The sequence below is a fragment of the Vibrio fluminensis genome (assembly GCF_015278125.1).
Taxonomy (GTDB): domain Bacteria; phylum Pseudomonadota; class Gammaproteobacteria; order Enterobacterales; family Vibrionaceae; genus Vibrio; species Vibrio fluminensis.
Genome location: NZ_JADILO010000041.1, coordinates 22,096 through 47,229, shown reverse-complemented (window position 1 = coordinate 47,229; position 25,134 = coordinate 22,096). Strand labels below are relative to the sequence as shown.

Annotated in this window: 26 protein-coding genes; 4 read left to right on the top strand and 22 right to left on the bottom strand. The window is 44.9% G+C overall.

All coding sequences use genetic code 11. The features are described from left to right. Nucleotides 1-340: 340 nt before the first annotated feature. From IRQ95_RS20160 to IRQ95_RS20110, 11 genes are all read right to left on the bottom strand, one after another. Nucleotides 341-1,747 (bottom strand): YfcC family protein, encoded by a 1,407-nt coding sequence (locus IRQ95_RS20160; protein ID WP_194439308.1) that lies wholly within the window; start codon nucleotides 1,745-1,747, stop codon nucleotides 341-343. A gap of 48 nt (nucleotides 1,748-1,795) precedes the next feature. Then, complete coding sequence (locus IRQ95_RS20155) at nucleotides 1,796-2,905, bottom strand: NAD/NADP-dependent octopine/nopaline dehydrogenase family protein (protein WP_194439305.1); 1,110 nt, start codon at nucleotides 2,903-2,905, stop codon at nucleotides 1,796-1,798. A 203-nt stretch (nucleotides 2,906-3,108) separates the two neighbouring features. Further along, nucleotides 3,109-4,032 (bottom strand): LysR family transcriptional regulator, encoded by a 924-nt coding sequence (locus IRQ95_RS20150; RefSeq protein ID WP_075647769.1) that lies wholly within the window; start codon nucleotides 4,030-4,032, stop codon nucleotides 3,109-3,111. Between the two features lie 122 nt (nucleotides 4,033-4,154). Then, the gene (locus IRQ95_RS20145; RefSeq protein ID WP_194439304.1) at nucleotides 4,155-4,469 is read right to left on the bottom strand and encodes a cupin domain-containing protein; all 315 of its coding nucleotides are present in this window, start codon (nucleotides 4,467-4,469) and stop codon (nucleotides 4,155-4,157) included. Between the two features lie 36 nt (nucleotides 4,470-4,505). After that, a complete protein-coding gene (locus tag IRQ95_RS20140; protein ID WP_194439301.1) occupies nucleotides 4,506-5,147 on the bottom strand; it encodes an HAD family hydrolase in 642 nt (213 codons plus the stop codon). Nucleotides 5,148-5,154: 7 nt separating this feature from the next. Further along, on the bottom strand, nucleotides 5,155-5,505 hold the full coding sequence (locus tag IRQ95_RS20135) for a hypothetical protein (protein ID WP_194439299.1): 351 nt from the start codon (nucleotides 5,503-5,505) through the stop codon (nucleotides 5,155-5,157). A 14-nt stretch (nucleotides 5,506-5,519) separates the two neighbouring features. Continuing rightward, nucleotides 5,520-5,843, bottom strand: coding sequence for a MazG nucleotide pyrophosphohydrolase domain-containing protein (locus IRQ95_RS20130; protein ID WP_194439297.1), 324 nt, complete (start codon nucleotides 5,841-5,843; stop codon nucleotides 5,520-5,522). 194 nt (nucleotides 5,844-6,037) lie between these two features. Then, nucleotides 6,038-6,844 carry an arylamine N-acetyltransferase family protein gene (locus IRQ95_RS20125; RefSeq protein ID WP_194439295.1) on the bottom strand — a complete coding sequence of 269 codons (807 nt, stop codon included), beginning with the start codon at nucleotides 6,842-6,844 and terminating at the stop codon, nucleotides 6,038-6,040. Nucleotides 6,845-6,881: 37 nt separating this feature from the next. Next, on the bottom strand, nucleotides 6,882-7,400 hold the full coding sequence (locus IRQ95_RS20120; protein ID WP_194439292.1) for a flavodoxin family protein: 519 nt from the start codon (nucleotides 7,398-7,400) through the stop codon (nucleotides 6,882-6,884). Nucleotides 7,401-7,545: 145 nt separating this feature from the next. Further along, the gene (locus tag IRQ95_RS20115) at nucleotides 7,546-8,172 is read right to left on the bottom strand and encodes an HAD family hydrolase (protein ID WP_194439289.1); all 627 of its coding nucleotides are present in this window, start codon (nucleotides 8,170-8,172) and stop codon (nucleotides 7,546-7,548) included. A 21-nt stretch (nucleotides 8,173-8,193) separates the two neighbouring features. Then, on the bottom strand, nucleotides 8,194-8,814 hold the full coding sequence (locus IRQ95_RS20110; protein ID WP_228481518.1) for a class I SAM-dependent methyltransferase: 621 nt from the start codon (nucleotides 8,812-8,814) through the stop codon (nucleotides 8,194-8,196). A gap of 202 nt (nucleotides 8,815-9,016) precedes the next feature. Between IRQ95_RS20110 and IRQ95_RS20105 the strand changes: the two genes are divergently transcribed. Next, nucleotides 9,017-9,724, top strand: coding sequence for a lipoate--protein ligase family protein (locus IRQ95_RS20105; RefSeq protein ID WP_194439314.1), 708 nt, complete (start codon nucleotides 9,017-9,019; stop codon nucleotides 9,722-9,724). Between the two features lie 58 nt (nucleotides 9,725-9,782). On the opposite strand, the gene IRQ95_RS20100 is transcribed toward IRQ95_RS20105, so the two are convergent. The 6 genes from IRQ95_RS20100 to IRQ95_RS20075 all read right to left on the bottom strand — a co-directional run bounded on the left by IRQ95_RS20100 (nucleotide 9,783) and on the right by IRQ95_RS20075 (nucleotide 16,874). After that, a complete protein-coding gene (locus IRQ95_RS20100) occupies nucleotides 9,783-11,036 on the bottom strand; it encodes a quaternary amine ABC transporter ATP-binding protein (protein ID WP_194439287.1) in 1,254 nt (417 codons plus the stop codon). Next, entirely contained in the window at nucleotides 11,029-11,928 is a 900-nt protein-coding gene (locus tag IRQ95_RS20095; protein WP_075648502.1) for an ABC transporter permease, read from the bottom strand. Before IRQ95_RS20095 ends, IRQ95_RS20100 begins: the two co-directional genes overlap by 8 nt. 87 nt (nucleotides 11,929-12,015) lie before the next feature. After that, nucleotides 12,016-13,005 carry an ABC transporter substrate-binding protein gene (locus IRQ95_RS20090; RefSeq protein WP_194439283.1) on the bottom strand — a complete coding sequence of 330 codons (990 nt, stop codon included), beginning with the start codon at nucleotides 13,003-13,005 and terminating at the stop codon, nucleotides 12,016-12,018. A 388-nt stretch (nucleotides 13,006-13,393) separates the two neighbouring features. Further along, complete coding sequence (locus tag IRQ95_RS20085; protein ID WP_194439282.1) at nucleotides 13,394-15,142, bottom strand: SgrR family transcriptional regulator; 1,749 nt, start codon at nucleotides 15,140-15,142, stop codon at nucleotides 13,394-13,396. Nucleotides 15,143-15,395: 253 nt separating this feature from the next. Further along, entirely contained in the window at nucleotides 15,396-16,010 is a 615-nt protein-coding gene (locus IRQ95_RS20080) for a DedA family protein (RefSeq protein ID WP_194439279.1), read from the bottom strand. A 342-nt stretch (nucleotides 16,011-16,352) separates the two neighbouring features. Beyond that, entirely contained in the window at nucleotides 16,353-16,874 is a 522-nt protein-coding gene (locus IRQ95_RS20075; RefSeq protein WP_194439277.1) for an NADPH-dependent FMN reductase, read from the bottom strand. 110 nt (nucleotides 16,875-16,984) lie between these two features. On the opposite strand from IRQ95_RS20075, the gene IRQ95_RS20070 reads away from it, so the two are divergent. Further along, the gene (locus IRQ95_RS20070) at nucleotides 16,985-17,887 is read left to right on the top strand and encodes a LysR family transcriptional regulator (RefSeq protein ID WP_075648494.1); all 903 of its coding nucleotides are present in this window, start codon (nucleotides 16,985-16,987) and stop codon (nucleotides 17,885-17,887) included. 65 nt (nucleotides 17,888-17,952) lie between these two features. After that, nucleotides 17,953-18,855 carry a LysR family transcriptional regulator gene (locus IRQ95_RS20065; protein ID WP_194439275.1) on the top strand — a complete coding sequence of 301 codons (903 nt, stop codon included), beginning with the start codon at nucleotides 17,953-17,955 and terminating at the stop codon, nucleotides 18,853-18,855. A 91-nt stretch (nucleotides 18,856-18,946) separates the two neighbouring features. Here the strand turns inward: IRQ95_RS20065 and IRQ95_RS20060 are convergent, their stop codons facing one another. Beyond that, nucleotides 18,947-20,368 (bottom strand): PTS transporter subunit EIIC, encoded by a 1,422-nt coding sequence (locus IRQ95_RS20060; protein ID WP_194439273.1) that lies wholly within the window; start codon nucleotides 20,366-20,368, stop codon nucleotides 18,947-18,949. Between the two features lie 256 nt (nucleotides 20,369-20,624). Between IRQ95_RS20060 and IRQ95_RS20055 the strand changes: the two genes are divergently transcribed. After that, nucleotides 20,625-21,824 carry an enolase C-terminal domain-like protein gene (locus IRQ95_RS20055; RefSeq protein WP_194439271.1) on the top strand — a complete coding sequence of 400 codons (1,200 nt, stop codon included), beginning with the start codon at nucleotides 20,625-20,627 and terminating at the stop codon, nucleotides 21,822-21,824. A 52-nt stretch (nucleotides 21,825-21,876) separates the two neighbouring features. On the opposite strand, the gene IRQ95_RS20050 is transcribed toward IRQ95_RS20055, so the two are convergent. The 4 genes from IRQ95_RS20050 to IRQ95_RS20035 all read right to left on the bottom strand — a co-directional run bounded on the left by IRQ95_RS20050 (nucleotide 21,877) and on the right by IRQ95_RS20035 (nucleotide 25,114). Further along, complete coding sequence (locus IRQ95_RS20050) at nucleotides 21,877-22,590, bottom strand: GntR family transcriptional regulator (RefSeq protein WP_194439269.1); 714 nt, start codon at nucleotides 22,588-22,590, stop codon at nucleotides 21,877-21,879. Nucleotides 22,591-22,827: 237 nt separating this feature from the next. After that, nucleotides 22,828-23,700, bottom strand: coding sequence for a B12-binding domain-containing radical SAM protein (locus IRQ95_RS20045; RefSeq protein ID WP_114765039.1), 873 nt, complete (start codon nucleotides 23,698-23,700; stop codon nucleotides 22,828-22,830). A gap of 269 nt (nucleotides 23,701-23,969) precedes the next feature. Beyond that, the gene (locus IRQ95_RS20040; protein WP_194439267.1) at nucleotides 23,970-24,776 is read right to left on the bottom strand and encodes an SDR family NAD(P)-dependent oxidoreductase; all 807 of its coding nucleotides are present in this window, start codon (nucleotides 24,774-24,776) and stop codon (nucleotides 23,970-23,972) included. 32 nt (nucleotides 24,777-24,808) lie between these two features. Then, entirely contained in the window at nucleotides 24,809-25,114 is a 306-nt protein-coding gene (locus IRQ95_RS20035; protein WP_194439265.1) for a DUF1330 domain-containing protein, read from the bottom strand. Nucleotides 25,115-25,134: the final 20 nt, after the last annotated feature.

The following is a 25,134-nucleotide window of genomic DNA, read 5'->3' as shown; positions in this document are numbered from 1 at the left end:
CAGCAACCGCTTGTTGTGCTAGCGGGATACGAGCTTGGTTAGCTGCTAAAGATGCTGCGCGGAAGATTTTGTCTACTTGCTCTTGAGAGTAAGTAGCAAATTCAGCTTGAGCCGCTTTTACGCGTTCTACTAGCGCATCGAGTTCAGATAGATTACTTACGTACATAATTTTTATCCTAAATTGCCAATTATTATATTTGATTAATTCATTGAGGCTTAAAATAGCGATTTGATAAAGTGGCAGCGTAATAAGTCCCACGCCAACTAACGTGTTAAGGAACGGCAGTCATTACGCTGCGAATTGAGTATTAAGTTTGAATGCTGTCTTATTTAATATTGGTTAGCTAAACATAACGCCAACACTTAGGAACAGCATGATCATCACGGTGATGATACCAATCAGTGGACCGATAAAACGAAGCCATGAAGAGTAGGCGACACGACCAATCGCAAGACCACCCATCACTACCCCAGAGGTAGGCGTGACAAGGTTTGGCAGACCAGATGCTGACTGGAAAGCAGTCACAACTAGCTCACGGCTTACACCTGCAAAGTCGGCTAGTGGCGCTAAGATTGGCATTGATAGTACCGCCAGTCCTGATGACGACGGCACAACCACACATAGCACCGCTTCAATCCAATATATCGCGTTGACAAAGGCGATAGGGTTTAAGCCTGCCAATATATCTTCCGCATAATTGAGAATGGTGTGGGTAATATTGCCGTTATCCATTACCACCACTAGGCCTCGAGCGATGGCGATAATAAATGCCACGCCAAGTAAGTCTCGTGCACCATTAATAAAGCTATCGGTGATCTCGACTTCCGTCATGCGAGCGACAAAGCCAACGACGATACTTGCACCGAGAAACAGCGCTGACAATTCAGCCATCCACCAACCTGCACTTGATACGCCCCACATCATTAACGCAAAGGTGAAACCAAAGATCATCAAGACGATTTTGCGTGTGGTAGTCAGTTCAGGAACCGTTTGATCTTTCGCGTGTAAGAAGTGACGTAAGTTGTCTTCATATTGATGGGCGACGATAGAACGTTTTGGATCCTGCTTTACTTTTGCTGCATAGCGCATCACGTAAATGACACAGATTAACCAACCGACTACTAGAATTGCTAGGCGTAGAGCAAAGCCATCCATAAAGTTGATTTCAGCAGCGTTAGAGGCAATAACCGTTGCGAACGGGTTGATGGTTGAACCTAAACAGCCAATGCCTGCACCAATCATAATTATGGCCACACCCACGACACTGTCGTAGCCAGCGGCAATCATCACCGGGATGAGTAGCGCATAAAACGGGATAGTTTCTTCAGCCGTGCCGTAAACCGTGCCACCTAGTGCGAATAAGCCCATTAGAATTGGAATCATCCACTTTTCACGACCAGCAAGGCGCTTCATCGTACCGCCGATGCCAGCATCAATAGCGCCCGTGTCTGTCACGACTGCAAGGAAACCACCAATAACCAGAACGAATAGGGCAACATCGACCGCTCGAGCCGCATAGCTCAACGGGTCATAGAAGCCTTGGATCGGCGCCATGATAATGTCAAATAGGCCTTGAGGGTTGGTTTCAATGGTTTGATAAGAACCGACCAGAGGAACCATTTTGCCCAAAGTTTCATTCATTACCATTTGGTATTGGCCTGCAGGGATAACCCAAGTAAGACCAGCCATCACAACGGTAAGAAGCATCAAAATCGTATAAGCGGAAGGAAATTTTATTTTGTTCATTATTTCATCCTATAGCAGGCTTAATGCCTTACTAAGCAGCTACGCAAGTTATGCAACACAATCCATTATTTCTTCAATGCTTAAGTTACTAAGCCCCATTTTTTTCAGTGTTCGACCATTCTCAAAGTAGTTAGTGTCGTTGTAGGCATTATCGATATGCAGGCAGCTAGTGATCATTGGCGTTTCAACCTGCGCAAGCTTAGCCAGTTCAAAGCATGGCACCAGAAGATAGGCGGCATCTTCAGTGATATAGCGGTTGCTGGCTGAATTTGGTGCACTATTGAGCTTGCCATGTGTTTCGGAAGTACGGTTGACTTCATAAACGCTGGTGCAATCCATGTCATACAGTTCGTTCATCGCGATGAGTTCTGGCTTTAGTGCTAAACCAAAAGCAGAGCCAACCGCAATGCGCTCGTTTTCCATGACAGCCGCAGCTTTGGCGGTTGAAACTGAACAGCAGTCTTTGTAGTAATTAAATTGACCGTCAAAGTTTTCTAGTAAACCCATATTAAGAGTTGTCAGTAGAGGGTGCCCGCCAAAGTTAATGTTTTCGAGACCTGCCTCAATAACATTGCTCAGAGGTTTGAGTGGAAGTGGCATCACAGGTTGTAGGGCATCAATCGCTTGCTGAGTGCGATTAGCGGGTAGCGCCGCGACAGGTAGATGTGTTTTCATACCAAGAATCGCCAGTTGAGCAGGACCAACAATTCGCGTTGCCCAAGGAATAGAGATAGCGTCAACGAAGGTAATATCGAGATTTTCGTAGCCTTGTTCAAATTTGATGTTATTGAGCACAAGAGAGCCATAGTTACCCGGCATCAACATGATAATTTGCCCATCGCGCAAGTGCGGCAGCATGTCGAGGAATAGTTGTTCTTGGGCAAAGGCAGGCACCGGCAAAACGATAAGATCCGCATAAGCGACGGTTTCTGCGATATCACGACTTAGTTTGTCGATAGGCTGAAAACCCGCGTACTCGAGAGAAACATCGTTAAAACTTGCTAATGCTTCAATACCGCCGCGTTGTTCGATATCCGCCAATGGATGATCAAACCCTTTTGAGCCGTAAAGACACACGTCCGCGCCATGCAAAGAGAAGTGATATGCAGCCGTTAAACCAGCGTTACCTGAACCAATCACAGAAACTCGAGTAGACATAAATTTTTCCTTAATAGTGTTAAATTTCTCGAGCACAGATTAAGGTCAGTACGATCTCTACGACCAATGCCAAAGCTTTTGTCAGCTATGCAAAAAAGTTATGGTTAAACTATGTCATGAGTTTAACCATAGGATATGTAAGGAAAATAACCATTCTTATTTTTGCAGTCACTCTGTCGAAAAGTGTGATTTTCAACAAATGTCTAGTGATTTGCTTTGAGCAGTTGGCCGACTTTTAGCTCAATTCCCAGTTCATCAGCCAGCAATAAAAACTGTTCGATAAAACGTTCGGCATGACGATTTATCGGTTTAAGCGCTGGGTAAAGAATGTCGAATTCGAAGGGCAAGCTAAATGCCAAAGGACGCATGACGAGAAGAGGATTTGCACTGTCTAACACCGCAGTGAATGGATCGGTAAGCGCGATGCCGACACCTTGTTCCACCAGCGCAGAAGCAGTGCTGGCAAGTGAAACTTCAATTTGTTCATTAATACCTAAGTCATAACGCCTAAGCAGAGTATCGATACGATTTTGTGGGCTATCTTTTTCATGGCGAATGATCACTTGATTCGCAATATCGTGAATATCAATCACTGCCAGCTGTGCGAGAGGGGAAGAGGCGGGCAGAAGGCACACACACTCGCATTCAATATGTTGATAGTTAACACCGGAGAAGCCCTGACCCACGAATGAAAAACCGATATCAATCGCTTGGCTTTGCGCATGGCGTAATACATCTTCGGAGCGGTAGGTTTTTAAGCCTACTTTGAGCTTAGGGGTTTGCTGTAGGAATCTGCCGAGAACTTTGGGTAGATAGGCGTTGGAGAGGAGTGGCATTGCGGCGATGTTGATTGAGCCGAACTGATTGGTTTTTATTAGCTTGGCCGCTTGCTCTAACCCCAATAATGAATCAAAGACTTTTTCCACCTCAATGTAAAATGCTTGCCCATCACTGCTTAAAATTAGGCGGTTGCCTTGACGAGTAAATAACTTAAAACCAATTTGTTCTTCGAGATTCGATAACAGACGGCTTACGGCTGGCTGGCTTAAATGCAGTCTGTTGGCCGCGGACGTCATGGTTTGACATTCAACAATCGCTTTAAAAGCACTTAATTGGGAGAACTTCACAACATACCCTATATTTCAAATGAGACAGTGCTAACGCGCTCCTACCGAAGGAGCGTTTATTGGCCAGCATAATATATCTGTTTGATATAGTTGGGTTAGAGCTATTAATTGAATATTTGCGGTTAGGGGTAAAATACCGCGAGCCAAACGGTTGGTTCTTTTTCTGATGTAGCTTTAACGCGATGTTTTTGCTGCGCAGGAATCGTAAGGTAGTCACCTTGTTTTAGTTCGAAGGTCTCGCCATTATCATATTCAACAATACCGAAGCCAGTCAGCACCATCACCCACTCATTTTCCTTTTGGTCATACCATCCTTGTTCTGGAGAGCTTTGACCATAAGAGACGATACGCTCAATGCGAACCTGCTCCGTTTTGACAATATCACTGAACTGTTCGTGATCGAGAAATGGCGGAATATGGGAAAATAGGTTGTTCATAGCGCCTCTTATTGGTTGGTTGCTCTTGCCAGTTGTCTACTTAGCTAGCAGCTCTCGTATCTGCTGCGTATCGGTGACCTTTTGCCAAGTGAAGAACTTTTCATCGGCAAGCTCTAGCATTGGAATATCTTCATAGGTATCGCCGTAGGCGTATATTTTGTCAAATTGCTTGAGGCAAATTTGCTGGCTATCGAGGTGCTTTTTAACTAAGCGAACTTTATTGTTTAGACTACAGTCACCATCTAAGTAACTGCCTGTGTAACGTCCATTTTTCTTGAGTAAGCGACTGCAAACTACTTCAATTCCCTGCTGCTGGCACCAAATATCCAAGTAAGGGCTAAGAGAGGCTGAAACCAGCACAATTTTGTCACCTTGCTGCTTGTGCCATTCTAGCGCTTGTAAAGCTTCGCTTCTCATCACAGTTGGTAAATATTCGCTCGCAAATCGAGCGCCAAGCGCATCCACTTCTTCTACCGAGCGGTAACCAAAAGCGACTTTGGCGAGGATAGGGCGAGTAAAACGTGCAGGTAACCAGCCGAGTTTATAGAGACCAATGACGGGTGACGTGACAATCAAGCCTGCTAGGGTGCGCGTCTTTGGCGTCGCGAAAAAGAGAAACTTAGTAAAAGCATCTTGGTGGGTGATAGTGCCGTCAAAGTCGAACAGGGCTAAATTCATGGCATGATTAAGTGAGAGAGTTGGCAAGTACGCAGATTACCATTGGTAGGCAACCCGCGACAAAAAACTTGATGAACAACAGGGTGTTTTCATTTTGGCGAACATCATCAATGGCATTGGCTTGAGTACTATCCACCATGGATGACGTAACGACTTCGGCTTTGTCGTTGGATGATATGCCACTTTCTGGCGGGTAGAGATAAAGCAGTCCGCTTATTCCCCACAATATCATCGCGGTGTAAAAGGCGTAATCGGAGAGAAAGTGAATACCTAGGAATTCCGTAGTTGTCTCAAGCAGAGCAATCAAGGAAACCACTATGATATTGCTGGCGATGGTGAATTTTATTGTTTGCCACATGATGAGCCCTTTAACTAACTTTTTTGCCAACTACGTAACTTATTTTTCTCTTCTTTGGCGAGAAAAGCCTGCTCTAAATCGATCTCATAGCGGTTGGCTATTGAGCAGAGATAGATAAAGATATCGGCAAGTTCATCACCAACTTCCCCTACTTTGGAGTGAGGGTCGATGGCGATGCCTTGGGCTTTACGTATCGCTTTAAATAGCTCTCCGACCTCTTCGCCAAGTAGGAGGCATTTCTCTAGCACTGGCTGATCAGCAAAGTGGCGTTCTACTTCAAGTTGCGCGACATAATCTTGATAGTCGGACAAAGTCGGTGCAGGTTTTAGCTCAGGCATCAGGTCTCCATAATTCTTTGATTAACTTATTGAGCCAGAGTACCCAGCGCAGCGATAGATTGCCAATTAATCGAGAACTTACGTGATAGCGCTGCGAGGGTTGGTAGAAATTGATTTGCAGGAAACTAGAGCGTAGTTCCAATCAACTTTTATGGGGTCATACCAATCCCGCATCCCGCATCCCGCATCCCGCCTTATTGTGCGCGCTGTAACTGATGCTCAAATACCGCTTTTGCCTCTTGCTGGCTAAAGTTGAGTCCTAACTGTTGGCTGATGACTTGGTGCATCTGTTCAGCTGATGTGATGGTCGATGAAGTTTCATTGCCCAAATCATCATATTCAAACACTTCTAAACGTCTAACGAGTTGTCTTTTATTGGCGTGAATTTTGGAGATCACTAGGCTGTTTACAAAGTTACTCTGTGGGAACTTATGGGTATAGAAATGGCTGGCATCACAGTCATCTTCGGTTGTTTCACTCAGATCAAAGCGATACATAGTGAACACAGTGTCGTTCTCGAATTTTTCTAAACGGTAATCTTGTCCTTCAATGGCTTGCAAACGCACATGTGACTCTTGCCAGTGATACTCACGGTTCTCTAACGGTATGACCTCTTGTGGCGTACCAATACCAAAGCCTACATCGACAATATATTCTTGTCCTTGCCAAGTGAGTATGGTCAAGCGGTGCGAGCGGCGGTTGAACTCGTTACCACTTAGTAACACGCGAGCTAAAATAGGGCGTACCTGATAGCCAAGCTGTTCAAGTGCTAGCTGCATCAGCTTGTTGTGCTCAAAACAATAGCCACCTTGTTTTCGTTCGACGAGTCGTTCGACAATCGATTCGATATCCAATGGTAATTCGCGATCGAGTACGACATTCGTGCTGCTAAAGGCAAACAAACTGAGGTGTTTCTTGATCATGTAGTTGATGCGTTCAAGACCTTCTAGCTCAGTAGGGATCTCTAATTGTTCTAGATAGTATTCAATTGGTTGGTGCATGTTTGTTGTGGTTCCTAGTACGAGTCAGTTTGAATGATTAGCCAGAAAGATTGCCGGTTTTAAGCTGTGCGATGAAACGCTCTAACTCATGTTGATCGAGCTCAATACCATCTCGACAATCCGCATTGAGTTTCCCGCTATAGTGGATATCAAAGTAACGGAAGAACATCGCGAAAATTTGATCAAAAATAGGGCATATGTCACGACCAGATGAGCTGGTTAGTACCAAACCATTTTTTCCTGCCAATGCGCGCCCCTTTGGTTTGAGCGTCTCGACATCGGTTAGCTCAGTAATCCGATCCATCAGTGCTTTCATTGGGGCGGTGGGTGCGTGCCAATAGTTGGGAGAAGCAAACATCAGGTTGTCAGCGGCTAACATTCTCTCTACCAATCCATAGAAATCATCGGCTGGATATTGGTTAGGGTAGTTGTAGGGAGTGATGGTTAATTTATCGATATTGATAATCTCGAGTGTTGTCAGTGAAGCAACGCGCTCGAGCACCTTAGCCGTATTGCCTTGGTGATCGGCGCTAGAAAATAAAACCAATGTTTTCATGTGTTCATCCTTGAGGTTGATTAAACATTGGTTGCCACTGTAAAACCTCGACTTAGGTTGAGGTAAAGCGCTATTTTACAAAACCTCGCGTGAGCTTCGGGAGCACTTGAAATTAAACGCTATTTTTCTTGGCTATTCGTCTTGGCTATTCGTCTTCGTTTAGCACGCCGAGTCGTTTTAAGTCTTGTAAGCACTGCTCAGCATGCTCAAATTGCAGCGCTGACATACCGACGGCTTGTGCCCCCTCAACGTTGTATGGCATATCATCAATAAATAGACACTCTGTTGCCTCAAGCTGATATTGCTCAAGTAGAGCGTGATAGATTTCAGGGTTCGGTTTTAGGCAGCCCACATCCGCAGAGATCACGACTCCGTCAAATAGTGACCAGAAATCATATTGCTGTTTCAGATAATCAACAATCTCATGTACGTTGTCGGAAAGTGCATAGACGTTGTAACCGGCGTCTTTAACCTGTTTAACTAGTTCAACTGAACCGAACAGCACCAGCTGCGTCTGTTTAACGTAGTAGCTAAGTTTTTCCGCTTGCAGTGAAGAGAGTCCAAACTCTTTTTTCAGCGCCGTTTGCACTTCTTGCTCGCTTAACTCGCCACGATTGGCTGCTTGCCAAATTTGTGATTGGAATATTTGTTTGGTGAGTGTATTGACCCTTGGTGAGTCGCCAAAGGTAAGGCGGACAATTTCTGTCGGTGACCAGCGAACGATCACGTTGCCTAAATCGAAAATAATGTTCTTAATGCTCTTTGATGACATCCTGTTCTCCCAAAAAACAACTTAAAGTGGTTTACGCAGTATGACGCCAAGGCGTCCTTTATCTCGTTTGCCATCGGGTTTATTGACCAGTTCATAGTGAACGATTTCAAACCCAATATTTTGGCAGTGTTGCAATAGCTTTTCGATAGGAAAAGCATCATAGTAAAATGGTTGCTCAAACATAGTATCGACAAAAGCGGGAATACTTTTTTCGCTTCCGCCGCTGGAAATTATGGCAGCGCCACCCGAGTTTAAGCAGTGATAAGTTTTTTTGAGCAATGATAGATGTTGCTCACGCGGTAGGTGAAACATTGAATCCCAAATCACCACGCCATGGTAATGCTCACTAGGCTGAAACTCTTCCAATTCAGCTTGAAGCCATTGATGCTGAGGAAGAATGCTCTGCGCGTGTTTAAGTAACTTATGCGAGCGATCGACGCCAGTGATGTTAAAACCATATTCAGTGAGCAGCGTACCAATGGGTTCGCCACTGCCACATCCTAAGTCTAATAGCTTGGCTTTGCTCGGTAGCAGAGCAACAAACCGCTCAAACATAACTTGGTCAATGCTTGCTAGGTGAGTGCGGACGGCTAACCATTGCGAGGCAATCGCATCATAGTTGGCTTTGAAGCTAGCAGACAAACATGGCTCCTTGTTAACAATTACTCATCATTCAAATTACTTTTCTTTCATAAGTTTAGTGCTAAGCGATGTGGCTGTATACAAGGATTTGATAGATATTAGTAAGCAGATCTAATTTCTCTCTGATAGCATGAGGTCAACGCGGATGAGCACATAGAAAATAGGGTGCCCATTGAGTGAATTTATAAGATAGGGGGCTATGATGGCGATTAAGAATAAGATCATCCGCCATTCAGCGATAGAAGTCGACGCGCTGTTTGACAAAGAACATCAGTTAATCGAGCAAGTGAAGAGTAATCAGTTGGAGCAAGTGCTTCTGCTTTGGCAATCCAAGCAACAAACGCTGGTTTTGCCTGCTGGCAAGAAATGGCCCCAGAGTGAGGAGCTGATCGATGCGCTGGCGAGTGCAGGATGGCAGTTATCCGCACGTAAAACCGGCGGAGCTCCGGTCCCTCAATTGCCGGGAATCATTAATTTGTCACACATCTACTATCTGCCGGATGAACAGCAGTACGACATTAAAGCGGCCTATTTGCAGCTGTGCGATGTACTGATTGAGTTTTTCAAAGCATTGGGTGTGCAAGTTGACGTGCATGCCACAGCAAATTCCTACTGTGATGGTGACTATAACCTCAATATTGCGGGGCAGAAAATTGTCGGTACGGCGCAGCGCGTGCTACTGAAGAAAGGTGGCGGACGAGTAGTGCTGTCTCAGGCTTGTATTATTATCGATGCTGACGTGAATAAGATCGTCGAACCCGTGATTACCTGTAATCAAATCTGCCACAATCCAGCCCATATTGAAGCCGCGGTACATACAAGTTTGTTTGACCATATCACGGAAAGACCAAGTGTTGATGAGCTCTTTCAAGCGCTGACGGAGGCATTTTTAAGCCACTTACCAAGATAACAAGCCAATGCCTCAAGCAAGCTTGAGGCATTGATAAAAGTAAACCACACCTGCTGAATTAGCTAGCTTTATCCAACGTTGGGTCTGTTGGTTTTTTAGGTTCTTCCGAATGGTTTTCTTCGCCTTCACTGCTTGGCTCAGAGAAGATTTCTGCTACAGCGGTACGCTCAAGCTCACCTTGTAAGTTACCCTCATCATCGACAACCGGTAGTGAATAATCCGAAGAGATGGTTTCGGTAAGCACTTCCTCAATGGCAGTATCTGGCGATACAACGGGTACCGATTCATAGATTTCTTCATGCCAATCGTCACAAGTGTCGTCTTCTACCGCGTCAATTAGGCTCTCTTGTGTAACTAAGCCTTGATAGCCTTCTTCGGTAACGTGGTAACCATAGTCGTGTTTCGAGCGCTTCATTTGCTGCAGTGCTTCTTCAATGGTTGAAGCGGTAATACGCAATGCTGGTGGCTGCATCACTGTTTCGACGGTCAGTGCGCGAGCGCGGTTTACATCTTTAACGAAGGCTTCAACGTAGTCATCAGCAGGGGAAAGTAAAATTTCGTCCGGTGTACCTTGTTGTACTAATACACCATCTTTCAAAATTGCAATGCGATCACCGATGCGCAGGGCTTCATCCAGATCGTGGGTGATAAAGATAATGGTCTTGTGCAGCTTTTCTTGCAGTTCAATAAGCTGATCTTGCATCTCACTGCGGATCAATGGGTCAAGTGCTGAAAAGGCTTCATCCATTAGTAGGATCTCAGCATCGGTTGCTAATGCACGTGCCAAACCGACACGTTGCTGTTGACCACCAGAAAGTTGTGCTGGGTATTGTTTTTCATAGCCTTTCAAGCCAACAGTATCAAGCCAATTTTGTGCACGCTTATAACGCTCACCTTTTTCAATACCTTGGATTTCTAAACCATAAGCGACGTTATCCATAACGGTACGATGTGGTAACAGCCCAAAGCGTTGGAATACCATCGACATTTTATGGCGACGAAACTCTTCGAGCTCCTTACTCGAAAGCTGCATCACATCAATGCCTTCGACCATGATCTTGCCCTCAGTTGGGTCGATCAAGCGGTTAAAGTGGCGAATAAGCGTCGATTTACCGGAGCCAGATAGCCCCATGATGACAAAGATTTCACCCTGTTTGATATTGAGGTTGATGTCTTTTAACCCTACGGTGTGCCCAGTTTCCGCTAATACTTTGTCTTTACTATCACCGCGTTTGACCTTCTCCATCACTGAGTGAGGAGCCTGACCAAACACCTTGTATAGACCGGTGATCTCAATCAGTGGTTTAGTCATGTTTTAGGTCTCCTAAGTGAGCTTGAGTTCGTTTTGCGTAAGCTTGTGACGCGCGGTCAAATAGGATAGCTAGCGCAACAATAGCAAAACCGTTGAGTAGACCAAGGGTAAAGTACTGGTTAGTGATGGATTTTAGTACCGGCTGACCTAAGCCTTTCACACCGATCATCGAAGCAATCACCACCATAGAAAGTGCCATCATGATAGTTTGGTTGATTCCCGCCATAATTGTTGGCATCGCTAACGGTAATTGGACGCCAAATAAGCGTTGTTTATTGCTGGCACCAAATGCTGTTGCTGCTTCTAACACTTCTTTGTCGACTAAACGTATGCCTAAATTGGTGAGGCGGATAACAGGTGGAATCGCGTAGATAACGACGGCGATCAATCCTGGGATCTTACCAATACCCAGCAGCATGACGACAGGGATAAGGTAAACGAATGCAGGCATGGTTTGCATGATATCAAGCATTGGTGTAACCACGGATTGAACTCGGTTAGAGCGAGCCATAGCAATACCAATAGGGATACCGAGTACAATGGCGAGCATGGTACACACTGTGATGATGCTGAGTGTGCGCATGGTGTCTTCCCACATGCCAAAGTAACCAATCAGTAATAGAGATGCAGCACAACCTACGACCAGTTTCCAAGAACGGCTAGCGGCATAAACTAAGCCACAACAGGCGGCGAGCACGATGATCCACGGAGTGGAGAGCAGCAGTTTTTCAAACCACACAAGGAATGAAAGTAGAGGATCAAAGATCGATTCAATCAGATCGCCATATTCACGCGAAAAATCACGATAGGCGCCATCTAAGGTCTTGCGAATGGCTCTTAGATCGGCACGTTCCATTTCTGGAAATTCGCTGAGCCAGCTTGTATCAGACATATAAAATTCCTTATCAATACTGGAGCGGCTTTTGCCGCTCCAGAACTACAGATGTGAGTTAGTCTGCAATTGTCTTAGGTGGAAGAGTTAAAGGGCGCTAGCCACTTTGTCAGCGACGTCTTTTGGTAGCCACTGTTTCCATGTATCAGGGTAGGTTTCTAGGAAGTAGAACATCGCATCTTCACCGCTCGCTTGATTGTCTTCCATCCAAGCGAGAAGTTGGTTCATTTGCTCGTTAGTAAAGCCGCGAGTATTCAAATAGCTTTGAACAGCAGGAACGCGATTTGCAAAAGCTTCTGTAACCACAGTACTTACAGGTGATGGCGGATACATTGTCGCTTTTGGTGAGTCACAATCTTCTTGTGTAATACAGTTGAGGAATTCGTCTTTGTCGATACCAGAGCCAAAATCAACTTTTACCATCTCGTATTTACCTAAGATAGCGGTTGGTGCCCAGTAGTAGCCAAACCATGCTTCTTCACGCGCAAATGCTTTAGCAATAGAGCCTGACAAGCCAGCACTTGAACCTGGGTCGACAATAGTAAAGCCAGCTTTATTCAGATCCATTGCTTGGAAAAGGTTACCGGCACTTATCTGGCAATTCCAACCCGCAGGGCAGCTATAAAATGCACTTGTGGATGAGTCTTCTGGATGAGGGAAAAGATCAACGTGTTTTTTGACGCCTTCAATAGTCGCAAGCTCTGGATACTTATCAACCATGTATTTTGGTACCCAGAAACCTTCTTCACCACCGTTTAATAAAGCCTTGCCAGCATAGCGCAGACGCTTTTCTTCAACACCGCGGTCAAGTGCTTCTTTCATACTATTGGTCCACATCTCTGGCGCGATATCTGGCTGACCTTTTTCAATCATTGAAGTACCGGTCGGCATGGTATCACCTGGAACAATCTCTGCTTCACAGCCATAACCTTCGTTGAGAATAAATTGATCAAGGTTGGCGATTAAGCTCGCTGAATTCCAGTTCATTTCTGCAATAGTGACTTTGCCACATTCGTCTGCTGAAGCTTGAGTAGCGGCCAATCCAGCCATTACTAGCGTCGCTAGTTTGAGTTTCATTTCGATATCCTTTCTAAATAGTACTCTATAAGGTTACCTAAACATTTATTAGAGTTCAAACTATTGAGAAAGCTAACTATAGCGATATGATATAATTTGAATAAGGTAATAAGCCCTTATTTACGCTATTGTTTTGGCTTGTGAGTCTAATAAATATCGCCTATTGGTAAGTTTAGTTAGCATAAATTAATCTGTTATAAAATGTTTATGGTTAGAAGTCTAATGATTTGACGCGCATCGCAGTTCTACGAAAATTATGTGGCAATATGGTTTTATAAAATGTATTGCACATCGCGAAAAAATGGACGTGAGTAAGGTAGATGAATATGAGTAGCCTTGATGGACATGAGCCCAGAAGGGCTCATGGTAAGAGAGATGAGTTTATAAATTAATCAGCTGACCATACGTTGCGAATATCTGGCCAACCCCAGTTAGTTAATGCAACGTCTTTGAGTACGCCATGGAAGCGTAAAGTTTGTCGATGATGGAAAATTGGCAAGAGCAAATACTGATTGATCAATGATGCTGCAATGGGTTCTAAAGCATTTAAGTAGTGATGCAGCTCAGTCTCTGCGCGGACATGTTTCAGCGACTCAGACAGCCATCGTTGGGCTTTGTCGCCAATGCTTGCTTGTAATATTGGATTATGGAACAAGCTAGAAAATGCAGAAGAGTGGCGATTGTCATCAAGGTTGATATTGTTGACCACTAAGGTTTCATTCAGCTGGTGCGATTCTGACAAATGGTTTAATTCTCTGAATGAGTAGACATTGACTTTGACCTTTACGCTAAGTTTTTCCAATTGTTCAGCGACAGCATAAGCGCAATTGATTAATGAGTTGTAGTCGTAAACGGCAATGCTTAACTCTTTTGGTAGATCTGCAGTGTCTGCGATTGGGCGAACCACTTTGTGCCACTGCGGCAGCAGGTTATAAGCATGTTCAGTACCGAAGTTCCTACCTTTGTTGACTAAGGCTTGGTAAGTCGCCTCGGGCGTAATGACACTCGATAGAAAACATTGTTGGGCTTGGTTTAAAGGTGCATTGCTGCGTTGGTTAAACAGTAAAAACATACAGCCATCTTCAATACGAGTCTGTTGAATGGCTTCTGAGTTTGCATCGGCTTCGGAGGTCAAGTAGTAGTGGCAAGGATGGCTATGCTGATTCTTGGATTGATTGGTTTCAATCTGTTTTTGCTTCAAATCATGCTCATCAAGTTGCCAAATAGTCACAAGATCAGTCAACGCGCGGCACGCGTAGTAACGCTCGAATGCTTGCAAACAGAGTTTGGTACTGGAGTGTTCAATCACCTCAAACACACCGCTGCCGACGATGGCTTCTTGATGATTATCTTTGAGTTGTGATAGCGGCTGAATAGAGAATTTGATCCCTGACAGTAAACCCGCAAAGCCTTTATCGGGAGCAGAAAGCTGAAATACAACCTTGTTATCCATGGGGGCTGTGACCGTTGTGAGATGATCTAAATCGGGGTGGTAATGGTCAAGCTCAACCAGGCGATTAAACAGTTCAGCAATACTCTGTGCATTAATCGGGGCGCCATTATGAAAGGTCAGTCCCGGTCTCAGATAAAACGTCCATTGCAGTTGTTGCTCGTCGTATTGCCAGTGGTGAGCAAGTTGAGGTTGCAGCTGTCCATCAAAATCACTACTGACCAAACAACAGTAGATTTGCCGTATTAAATAGCGTTCACTAGAACGGTGCAGTTGGTGAGGGACGAGTCGCTCGAATGGGCGTTTGTAAGTGAGCTGAATGTGCAGACGTCCTTCACGGATCGACGCACCAGAAGTGGATTGAAGTAGTAAGCCAAACGCATGCTCATCATTATCTAAGATCGAGAGCGCTTTTTCGTATTTCCCTTGTTCGACCCGTTTAGTTGCAAGCTGGAGTTTTAGCTCTCTTAACTCGATATTAAGCCGCAATATAGAGCGCTGGTTTCTGCCGACTTTTGGCTCCCAACTGAGCCAGCCCAATTTGTGCATATCGCCAAGTAAGTTTCGCGCATGACGGGTGCTGGTAAACAAGGTGTTGGCAACATCCGCTAATGCAATTTTGATTTCTTGATCAAAACCCAGAGGGGTGAGGCGAGTGTAATAACGGAGTAAATTTAAGTCTGACATAGGGCGATCTCTTTAAATCAAGCAATGATTCACGATGTCAGTTCCTCATATTGCGCTAATTGCGCAGAAATTTGCTGATATTCACGCTGACTAAGCGAAATGAGGAATGGAGTTGGAAAAATTGCTCACTATTTCTTTTCCTTATAGTAAAGGACAATAGCATCATAAAGAGATCAGAGAAAGCAGTAGTGGTTAGTCGCCCGCTCCTGTACCCCCAGAACGTCTATCGACTGCTGCTTTCTCTGCTTTCTGATTATTTCTTTGACAGTTTTTGCTTGCGACGACGCAGCACGAATGTAATAACCGAAAGAAGTAGCGTACCGACTACAAGCCACACTAATAGTTGATTATTGGTATAGAAAGTGGCGAGTTGGTGTAGATGCGCAAAGGCAAAATTGGTGAGTAGGCTAAATACCGCAACCCAGATCGTCGACGCGAGCGCGTTACCGAGTAGGAATTCTCGCTTTGGCATCTTAGCGATGCCGCAGGCAAGTGGCATAAATTGTTTCATACCCTCGATAAAGCGACTGATTACCAAGCAAGCAGGACCATATTTTTGAATCGCGCCTTGCAGCTTTTTAAATTTGTCGCCAGATATATAGCCTTTTTTATCTAACCAAGTTTCAAAATAGTAGCCGAGTAAGTAGCCACAGGTGTTACCGATAAAGCACGCTAACCAAGAGGCGGCCATAACCATGGAAAGGTTCATAACGCCACGTGATGCGAGAATTGAAGCGGCAATCATCAAAGATTGACCGGGCATGGGGACGCCTACGCCTTCGAGAAAGATGCTAACGATTAATGCGAGGTAGCCATATTGGTCCAGTAATGGGGACATGGCGTCGAGTAGCTGATTGATGTGTTCCAAGTTCGGCTCCCACAACATGCAAAGCGTTTTAATACTCCTGTGGCTAAGCTTGATCAAGCCAAGGTGATGCGCTTTAGCTAATTCTGACGTTACCTTAAAAATAGTGTAGATAAATTGTACAGAATCAGTCCGCATTCGGAGTTTTTTAGGCGGAGAAATGTGAGCAAGATTGAGGTGACATAAATGCAAGAAGCCACCCTACTGTAAATTGCGCAAGAAAAATCGCTTAGAACTAGGCGCAGATTGCCGCTAACTAGTTATTCTAATTACAAAATCTGCAACAACGTTATCAGCGATTTTAATCAGCAAGAATGATCAAAGACTTATGCTGATTGGTATAAATTACAGTGTTTCGATTGCGTCTAATAGCTGGCGATTAAACTCTTCAGAAGTCACTTGACCCGCTTCCATATCGAAGTTGTCGTAAAAGCTTGGTAGCGAGATGCTGGCTTTAACGTCTGCTGCGAAGTAAGGCGCAGAGCCAGATGCTGCTGCAAGTACGCTACCTGCACCGCCAGGGCCTGGAGAAGTCGCAAGCATGATCACTGGCTTACCTTGGAATACTTTCATATCGATACGTGACGTCCAATCGAATACGTTTTTGTAAGCCGCGGTGTAAGAGCCGTTGTGCTCAGCAAATGAAATAACGATTAAGTCAGCATCACCAATCGCTTTAAAGAACTGTTTCGCTTGTTCAGGTTGACCCAGTTCTTTTTCACGTTCATCACTAAAAATTGGCATTTCTAGCTGGTGGATATCCAACATAGTGATTTCTGCGTTTGGTACTTGCTTTGCAGCATAGTGAGCCAATTGTTGGTTGATAGATTGTTTGTTGTTGCTTGCGCCAAATGCTAATACTTTCATCGTTCTTTCCTCAATTCGGTTGATGGATGTAGTTTAGTTTGATTCCATATTTTGATTAATAGGGTAAATGTGTAATTATTATTTCCATATGACTTTTAGTAAGGTTTATCATGGTCGTTTCAGCAACTAATTTACTTGATGGCATGGTGATTTTTACCACGGTCGTCGAGCAGGGCAGCTTTACTAATGCCGCCAATGCCACAGGGCACTCTACTTCTTTCATCAGTAAAGAAATTAATAAACTAGAAGAGCGACTGGGTGTTCGCTTACTACACCGTACTACGCGAACCCTAAGCTTAACCCCAGAAGGCGAGCACTATTTTCAACAAACTAAGCAGCTGATTGAGAGCGCTCAAGAGCTAGAACAAGCCATCAGCGGTAAGCAAGAAGAGCCAAAAGGCACATTAAAGATCAGTTGCCCGGTTAACTTTGGTGCCAGTCAGTTAAGCCCAGTGCTGGCGAAATACATGCAGCTTTACCCAAAAGTGAAAGTGGAAGTATTTGCCAGCGATCACCGCGTTGATCTTATTGGGGATGGTTATGATGTGGTATTGCGCTCCTCTGCCAGCGCGGAGGATTCGAGTTTGATCAGCCGCTTGGTGCAGCGCTCGTGCACTCGAACGGTTGCTTCACCACAATACCTGAAACAATTTGGCACGCCGAAACATCCTTCAGAACTGACGCGACATAAGCTGCTTTGTTATAGCAACCATAAGCAGCCATATGTTTGGAGTTATATTGATAGCGACGGCAGTTTACTTAAAGTGGATGTAACGGGCGTACTGACCACCAATAGCCCAGAAATGGAGCTCAGTCTTTGTTTGCTTGGACAAGGTATCTGCCGACTGCCAGAGGCGCTGGTGATGGATGGGATCAATAGCGGTGAGTTAGTGGAATTATTTACCGACTTGCCTGTCCATCGCATTGAGATGTGCTTGGTCTACCCAAGCCGCAAACATATGTCGACTAAAGTGCGCCGCTTTATCGATTTGGTGGTGGAAGAGCTTCGTTAAAATGTAAGAATTAACTTATGCTAAGCACAGCATATATTTGCAGTTAGGACGTAATAAGGACTGTTATGAATATTGAGCACTTGAAGTTATTTGTGCGTTTGGCTTCAACTCACAACATTAGTATGGCGGGGCAAGAGCTGGGCTTATCACCGGCGGTGGCAAGTGCCCACATTAATAAACTGGAAGAAGGCTTGGGTGTGCGTTTAGTGCATCGTACCACGCGTAAAGTCTCGCTGACTCAAGAAGGGGAAGCTTTTCTTCCACACGCTGAAGATGTGCTCGCCAGTGTCGACGCTGCAAAAGGTGCTATTGGTGTTGGTCAAGCTTCACCAAGTGGCACGTTGCGTGTGACAACGCCTGCCTCTTTTGGGCGTATGCATTTGATGCCAGCATTAAAAAACTTCCTTCAAGATTACCCTGAGTTAAGTGTTGATTTGCGTTTTTCTGATTCGGTACTGGATCTGGTTGAAGGTGGGTTTGATGTGGCGATTCGTATCTCGGAGTTGAAAGACTCAAGTTTAGTTGCGAAGAAGATTGCAGGCGACCCACGCATTGTTTGCGCATCACCAGAGTATCTCGCAAAGTATGGTACGCCACAGCACCCAAGTGAGTTAGCAGAGCATAATTGCGTACTGCTTATGGGGATGGATCACTGGTCATTTGAAACCCCGCAGGGCGTAGTCGCCATCAAAGCGAAAGGCAGTATCCGTGTTGATAATGGCGATGCGATGCGTGATGCGACCACCGATGGATTAGGCATCTCAATCAACTCTAAGTGGAGCGTCTACAGGGAGCTTGCGAGCGGCAAACTTGTGCAAATCCTACAAGACTACCCTCTGACGTCAAACGCCGCTATTTGGGCTGTTTATCCAAGCTCGCGATTAATGGCACCCAAAGTACGCGCATTTATCGACTACTTTGCCGACTTTTATGGCAACCCACCTTATTGGGAAAGCGCAGGCAAGTAAACCTAGTCGGTAAATCTAGCTCAGTGAGCCGACAAACTCTCTGAAAATAAAAAAGGCTCTCAACATGAGAGCCTTAGTTTTTAGCTTGATACTACTTTTCAGTGCGAACAAACATCATGGTTAATGTGAATGAAAGTGCGAACACACCCACAATCCCAAGTACTGCTTGGATAAAGTTCTGCGTGCCACTTGCCAAGTAAGCTGGCAAACTGAAGATTGAAGACAGAATGTAGCTGGTTAGGTGAGTATCAATCGTTACTGATACCGCGCCCATGATGCCAGCAGCTAAACTCGCCATAAACAGTGCTTTGGTGTACTTAGTCAGAATACCGAATAGTGCTGGTTCTGTGATACCAAGAATCGCCGTGATACCAGAGCCAAGCGTGACACTCGATTGCTCTTTTGACACATTGCTACGTTGCTTATACCACATCGCAATGGTCGCCCCCGCAATAGCGATGTTGCCGAGACACATGATTGGCATCAGTAAGTCCTTGCCGTACAAAGCGAAGTTGTTCAAGCTGATCGGCGTCATACTGTGGTGAATCCCCAACACAATCGTGATTGGACGAGTAAGACCAAAAATAAAGCCAGTAAGCGTCGGTGAAATTTCCAGTAGAGAGCTTACTAACCAGCCTGCACCGTTACTTAGCCACATACCTGCCGGGGCAACAAAAGAAAGTACCACAACAGAAGTGACCGTGAACGCTAATAGTGGTGTAAATACCGGTTTAGCAGAGCTAGGCACAAAGCGATCAACAAATGGCGTGATCTTAGATAGCACCCAAACCGCAAGAATAGCAGGGACGATAGCACCACCGTAGCCAAGCAGTTCAATTGGCACCACACCAAACACATTCAGCTCTGGATTTGCGCCAGCTTCTTTAAGCGCTGCGGCTTTTTGTAGCAGTGCAGGTGACAGCATGGCTGAGGCAACTGCCAGTGCGATGTACTCGTTCACCTTAAATACTTTCGCTGCCGAGAAAGAGACGAGCATCGGCAGGAAGAAGAACACGGCAGTTGAAATCGAGCGGAAGAAGAATACCGTATCCGAGGTTTCTGAAATCACGTTGGTTGCAATCAAACCAGATAGCAAACCCATTAACATACCAGCGCCGGCAATCGCTGGAACGACTGGACCAAAGATACCGGCAACAATACGCATCGCGCTTTGGAATAGCTTACCTTTCTCAGCTTCGACTTCTACAGAGTCAGACGCTTGCGCGGTACCTGATAGTGCGTTGTACCATTTCTCAACATCAACCCCAATCACTACCTGAGTTTGACCTTGTGCCAGCACTACACCTTTCACGCCTTTGATGCCTTCAAGCTTGGCTTTGTCTGCTAATGTTTCGTCGGCTAACTTGAAGCGCAAGCGAGTCATACAGTGAGTGATGTTGATGATATTTGCACGCCCACCAAGTGCTTGAACCAGTAATTCTAAGTGCGTATCTAAATTGTTCGATGCTGTTGCATGTGCAATTACATCGTTATTTTTTTCTGTTAATTCCATGAGAGAGCCTCAAGTTTCACCAAATTGTTGATTTAATCATATCGGGCAGTGATTTTTATCCAATCGAAAATAAAGAGACTTATGTCACACAAAAAAACGCTAAATATTATTTTTGGCTATTTTACTCGCATTGGTTTGTTTTCCAATTCGAAAGTAATGCAAAAACGAACCAGTTGAATTTTGACAAAATTTACCTATTGAAATGTGCCTATTTTCAGGTTTATATAAATGCAGAAACCCGTTTTGAGTTAAAATTATGACAAAAGATATCATTTCAAATATCGAATGTATTATTACGAAACCAGATAGACACAATTTAATAACAGTAATCGTCGAAACAGAATCGGGTCTGACCGGTTACGGTTGTGCTACCTTCCAACAGCGCCCATTGGCGGTCAAAACCATGGTCGATGAGTACATCAAGCCACTCATGATCGGTCGAGATGCAAGTAACATCGAAGATCTATGGCAAATGATGATGGTCAACGCCTATTGGCGCAATGGTCCGGTGATCAATAATGCCATATCCGGTGTAGATATGGCATTGTGGGACATCAAAGCGAAGCGTGCAGGCATGCCTTTGCATCAACTGTTTGGTGGTAAGTCTCGTGATGCAATTGCTGTCTATACCCATGCAACGAGCGACACAATGGAAGGGTTATATAAGCAAGTTGATGAGTATTTAAAGCAAGGGTATAAACACATTCGTTGTCAATTAGGCTTTTATGGTGGCGTGCCAGACAATTTACACGCGACTGAGCAGCCAACCGCGGGTTCTTATTATGATCAAGACCAGTATATTGAAAATACGGTTGAGATGTTTAAACAATTGAGAAATAAATATAAAAACCATTTTCATATATTGCATGATGTGCACGAGCGATTATTTCCTAATCAGGCGTTAAGGTTCGCTAAATTAGTTGAAGAATATAACCCATTCTTTATTGAAGATATTTTACCGCCAAACCAAACGGAGTGGTTGGATAATATTCGAAATCAAACCTGTGTTTCTTTGGCGTTAGGGGAATTATTTAATAACCCGGAAGAATGGAAGTCGGTAATTATTAATCGTCGTATCGATTTTATCCGTTGCCACGTGTCACAAATTGGCGGCATCACGCCAGCGCTTAAGCTTGGCCATTTGTGTCAAAGTTTTGGGGTGCGCATTGCTTGGCACTGTCCGCCGGATATGACGCCAATCGGCGCAGCGGTGAATACTCACTTGAACGTACACTTGCACAATAGCGCCATTCAAGAGCATGTTCATTACAACGAAAACACGCGCAAAGTGTTTCCAAACGCGGCTGAACCAAGAAATGGTTACCTATATGCTGCAGAAATACCAGGAATTGGTGTCGAGATGGACCGCAGTGCTGCGCTTGATTTTCCCGTGGAATATCGCCCGCATGAGTGGACGCAAAGTCGCCTGCCGGATGGCGCGATCCATACCCCATAGCAATTAGAACAAGCTAGTGCTTACAATGAGCTCATAATAAAACGACCGCTTTTTAGCGGTCGTCTTGATCTCTATGCTGCAAGCTCTCGTTATTGAACTTCGTGTGATAAGTGCATTGATAGTTAATATCGAGAATCTCACTTACCACAAACACTTCACCAGATTTTAGGAAGCCGCGATTGGTAATACTCATTGCCGGAGCCGAGCGTTTACATTCCAAAAATTGTGCATCTTCACTGGCAAGGCTGACCGCTTGATAAGTCGTCAGGTAGCTATCAATTTCAAGCCCAAGTGATAAGGCGTATTTTTGCAGTGAGTTTTCGACGTTGCTGTCGGTTATTTTTGGGAAAAGTTTGACTGGCAGGCGCGCTTGTTCAAGCTGAGTAATTTTGTTCTGCACTAGACGTAACCTTTTAATACTCCATAGATAGTCGTTCTCGCCAATAGAGAAAATCTCCATCTCGTGAGCAGTGGGTAATCGCTTACTCAGTTTGAGCTTTTTATAGGAAATTTCATCGAATTTATTTTCAGTGATTGAGTTATAAATCAGCGGCGATTCCATTATCGAGGTATTCACAAAATACCCAGAACCGACTCTCGCTTTTACCATGCCAATCGCCTCTAGCTTTGAGAGGGCTTTTCTCACTGAAAATCTAGGAATGTCGTGACGTTCGGCAAGCTCTCGCTCTGATGGGAGTTTGTTGGTGATCGTTCCCTGGCAAATCTTACTGACGATATCTTGGACGAGTTGCTGATATTTTTTCAATGCTTTTCCCTAAATGAGCAATGTCGCTGTAGGCTATTTTAAACAATATCGGCGTACAAACCTACATTAAGTGGCGTGAAATCCTAACGCGACAGTCTTAATGAGCCAGACAAAAGAGGCTTCGAAAGAAAGGTGCTGCGGTAGAGGTATGTCGCTATCGGCACCGTATGTCGATAGCGACTTTCTAAGCTGGCTGTTTTAATCTTGGCAGCTTTAACCTTGGTAGCATGAGGCTGATCACCAAGAAAAGGTCTGAATCACATTATCTTTTGCCATCGGGTTGTTTTTGATTGCCCCGTTAACATTGGCAAGGAACCAATCGCGTGAATCAAGCAAGTAGCCTTTATGTTGAATCAAGTTATTGCCATGGTCGCCCCAATAGAAGGTATCGATATTGAGGTTTTCCAGCAGGTATTTCTCTTCTTCAAGCACCTGCATTTGGCTTGGCATGATAAAGCGCCCCGCTTGAACATCGCGCTCCATTTCTGTACCAGGCTGAACGGCTAGCGCCATTGGGGCAATATGTTCAGGCTGCATAATGTTTAAGATATCGGTGGTCGCGATAATGTGTTCTTCTGAGCGATCACGCCCACCTAAGCCAAAGATGAACGACAGCAACATCTCAATGCCCGCTTCTTTTGCCATCGCCATCCCTTCAATCGCTTGTTCTGGTGACATGCGTTTTTTGATCTGTTCTAAGATCAAACGATCGCCAGATTCCAACCCTGAGTAAGCCATGTTTAAGCCGGCATCAACCAACTCTTTTAGCTCCGCAGGGGTTTTACGGCGGAAGTCATTTAAGCCACTGTAGAGCGAGATTCGCTTGTTTTCAGGGAAGGTCGAGCGCAGCTTATCGAGCACTTTGAGCAAATAATCGGTACGCGCCGCCATGACATTGCCGTCGATAAGGAAAATCGATTCTACATGGGGGTAGATTCGGCGTGCCTCTTCGATATCTTTAAATACATCTTCAATATCGCGCACTTTAAAGCGTTTATCATCGAACATACTGCAGAAGGTACAGGTGTTGATGCTGCATCCTAGCGTGACTTGAATCAAGATGCTGCGTGCTTCAATCCATGGTCGATATACTTTGCCCTCATAGTTCATGGTGTTTCTCCGCTTATGGCGCTGGATGAGAATAAAGTCATCTCAGCGAGAATTTGCTAGTTGCCAATGTTGCTTGGCTGTTTCGATGGAAGAAGTGTATCAATTGAAGTTTGTGTTGATAATTGACATTAAAATGGAATGACTTTTTAGTTTTTATTGATAATTGGCGTGTTGATAGCTGGCAATTGTGGTGGAGAGGGTGACGATCTCTTAAAACAAAAACACCCAGCCGAAGCTAGGTGTTGTGATTTTCAAGTGTTTTTAAGCGGCTAGGCTAAACGAGTAATTAAGCCTTCGATGGCACTAATCACGTCAGCGACTTTCTTGTCGTCAAGGGCTTGGCTATGTGGCTGCGAAAATGCCTCAATATCATTGTCATAGTATTTACCATGCGCATCGGCAAACTCGTCAGAGAGCGCAGCTCTCACTAAGATGTCTGCGCCAAGATGTAGATCTCCGCCAGCAATACCATAAGCATCTTTAACCATTTTGCTGCCCAAGAAGGATTTCGGGTTTACCGAAACAATCATTGGGCCGCTGCTTTGATTGGCAAAACCAAGCGCGCGAGACCACATGGTTAGGGCAAGCTTACTTTGTGCGTAAGCATCACCATCACCTAACGTTTTTTCACCGTCCAGTGCAGCAAGGTTAACAGGCGCTTGCGCCGCAGAAGATAAGTTGACCACACGACCAGTCTCACCAAGTAGAGGCAGCAACTCTTTGGTTAGGTAGTAGGGCGCGAGGCTATTGACCACAAATCGCACGTCCAAACCATCTTTGGTTACCGTGTGTGGTGTACTGTAAACACCAGCATTGTTGATAAGCACATCAATTTTACCAAAGCGTTCACAAACCTCGGCAATCATGTTGCTGACAGATTTTAGATCTGAAAGATCTGCGGCTATCGATTCAACTTGCGCATCAGCAGAGAGTGCGGAGAGCTTAGCGACGGCCTGTTCAATTTTGGCAGGATTACGACCGTGTACAATGACGTGATGACCTTGCTCGACCAGCATTGTCGCGGTAACAAAACCGATGCCGTCTGTTGCACCAGTGATCAGGATAACTTTCTGCATAATCAAATTCCTATAAAGATTAAAAACGGTCATTACGCCAGCGCGTCAACACCTTCAATTAAAGCGTGGTGGCTGATTGAGCCTGCACTACGTCCAGCAAGGTGCGGGGCATATTCAGGGTCTTGCATGAAATCAAGCGCGGCTTGGCGAGAGGGCCATTGAATGATAATGCGCAGTGCTGGATTTTCTCTATCACCCTCTAGGCTCTCGTGAACACTGGTTCGAGCGATATATTTACCACCATGCTTTTCAACCAAACGGTTTGAGTTTTCAACATAGGCTGCCCCCCAATCTTGCTTGGTTGGGGTTACTTCAAGGACCGAGTAGTAAATAGACATCGCCGTTCTCCTATAAATGG

Coding starts and splice junctions, on each gene's coding strand:
- IRQ95_RS20045 (WP_114765039.1), bottom strand. CDS start 23,700: ATGAACTATGAGGGCAAAGTATATCGACCATGGATTGAAGCACGCAGC.
- IRQ95_RS20075 (WP_194439277.1), bottom strand. CDS start 16,874: ATGAAAGTATTAGCATTTGGCGCAAGCAACAACAAACAATCTATCAAC.
- IRQ95_RS20155 (WP_194439305.1), bottom strand. CDS start 2,905: ATGTCTACTCGAGTTTCTGTGATTGGTTCAGGTAACGCTGGTTTAACG.
- IRQ95_RS20085 (WP_194439282.1), bottom strand. CDS start 15,142: ATGTCAGACTTAAATTTACTCCGTTATTACACTCGCCTCACCCCTCTG.
- IRQ95_RS20115 (WP_194439289.1), bottom strand. CDS start 8,172: ATGTCATCAAAGAGCATTAAGAACATTATTTTCGATTTAGGCAACGTG.
- IRQ95_RS20065 (WP_194439275.1), top strand. CDS start 17,953: ATGAATATTGAGCACTTGAAGTTATTTGTGCGTTTGGCTTCAACTCAC.
- IRQ95_RS20040 (WP_194439267.1), bottom strand. CDS start 24,776: ATGCAGAAAGTTATCCTGATCACTGGTGCAACAGACGGCATCGGTTTT.
- IRQ95_RS20135 (WP_194439299.1), bottom strand. CDS start 5,505: ATGTGGCAAACAATAAAATTCACCATCGCCAGCAATATCATAGTGGTT.
- IRQ95_RS20145 (WP_194439304.1), bottom strand. CDS start 4,469: ATGAACAACCTATTTTCCCATATTCCGCCATTTCTCGATCACGAACAG.
- IRQ95_RS20140 (WP_194439301.1), bottom strand. CDS start 5,147: ATGAATTTAGCCCTGTTCGACTTTGACGGCACTATCACCCACCAAGAT.
- IRQ95_RS20120 (WP_194439292.1), bottom strand. CDS start 7,400: ATGAAAACATTGGTTTTATTTTCTAGCGCCGATCACCAAGGCAATACG.
- IRQ95_RS20130 (WP_194439297.1), bottom strand. CDS start 5,843: ATGCCTGAGCTAAAACCTGCACCGACTTTGTCCGACTATCAAGATTAT.
- IRQ95_RS20055 (WP_194439271.1), top strand. CDS start 20,625: ATGACAAAAGATATCATTTCAAATATCGAATGTATTATTACGAAACCA.
- IRQ95_RS20125 (WP_194439295.1), bottom strand. CDS start 6,844: ATGCACCAACCAATTGAATACTATCTAGAACAATTAGAGATCCCTACT.
- IRQ95_RS20060 (WP_194439273.1), bottom strand. CDS start 20,368: ATGGAATTAACAGAAAAAAATAACGATGTAATTGCACATGCAACAGCA.
- IRQ95_RS20095 (WP_075648502.1), bottom strand. CDS start 11,928: ATGTCTGATACAAGCTGGCTCAGCGAATTTCCAGAAATGGAACGTGCC.
- IRQ95_RS20160 (WP_194439308.1), bottom strand. CDS start 1,747: ATGAACAAAATAAAATTTCCTTCCGCTTATACGATTTTGATGCTTCTT.
- IRQ95_RS20070 (WP_075648494.1), top strand. CDS start 16,985: ATGGTCGTTTCAGCAACTAATTTACTTGATGGCATGGTGATTTTTACC.
- IRQ95_RS20090 (WP_194439283.1), bottom strand. CDS start 13,005: ATGAAACTCAAACTAGCGACGCTAGTAATGGCTGGATTGGCCGCTACT.
- IRQ95_RS20105 (WP_194439314.1), top strand. CDS start 9,017: ATGGCGATTAAGAATAAGATCATCCGCCATTCAGCGATAGAAGTCGAC.
- IRQ95_RS20100 (WP_194439287.1), bottom strand. CDS start 11,036: ATGACTAAACCACTGATTGAGATCACCGGTCTATACAAGGTGTTTGGT.
- IRQ95_RS20035 (WP_194439265.1), bottom strand. CDS start 25,114: ATGTCTATTTACTACTCGGTCCTTGAAGTAACCCCAACCAAGCAAGAT.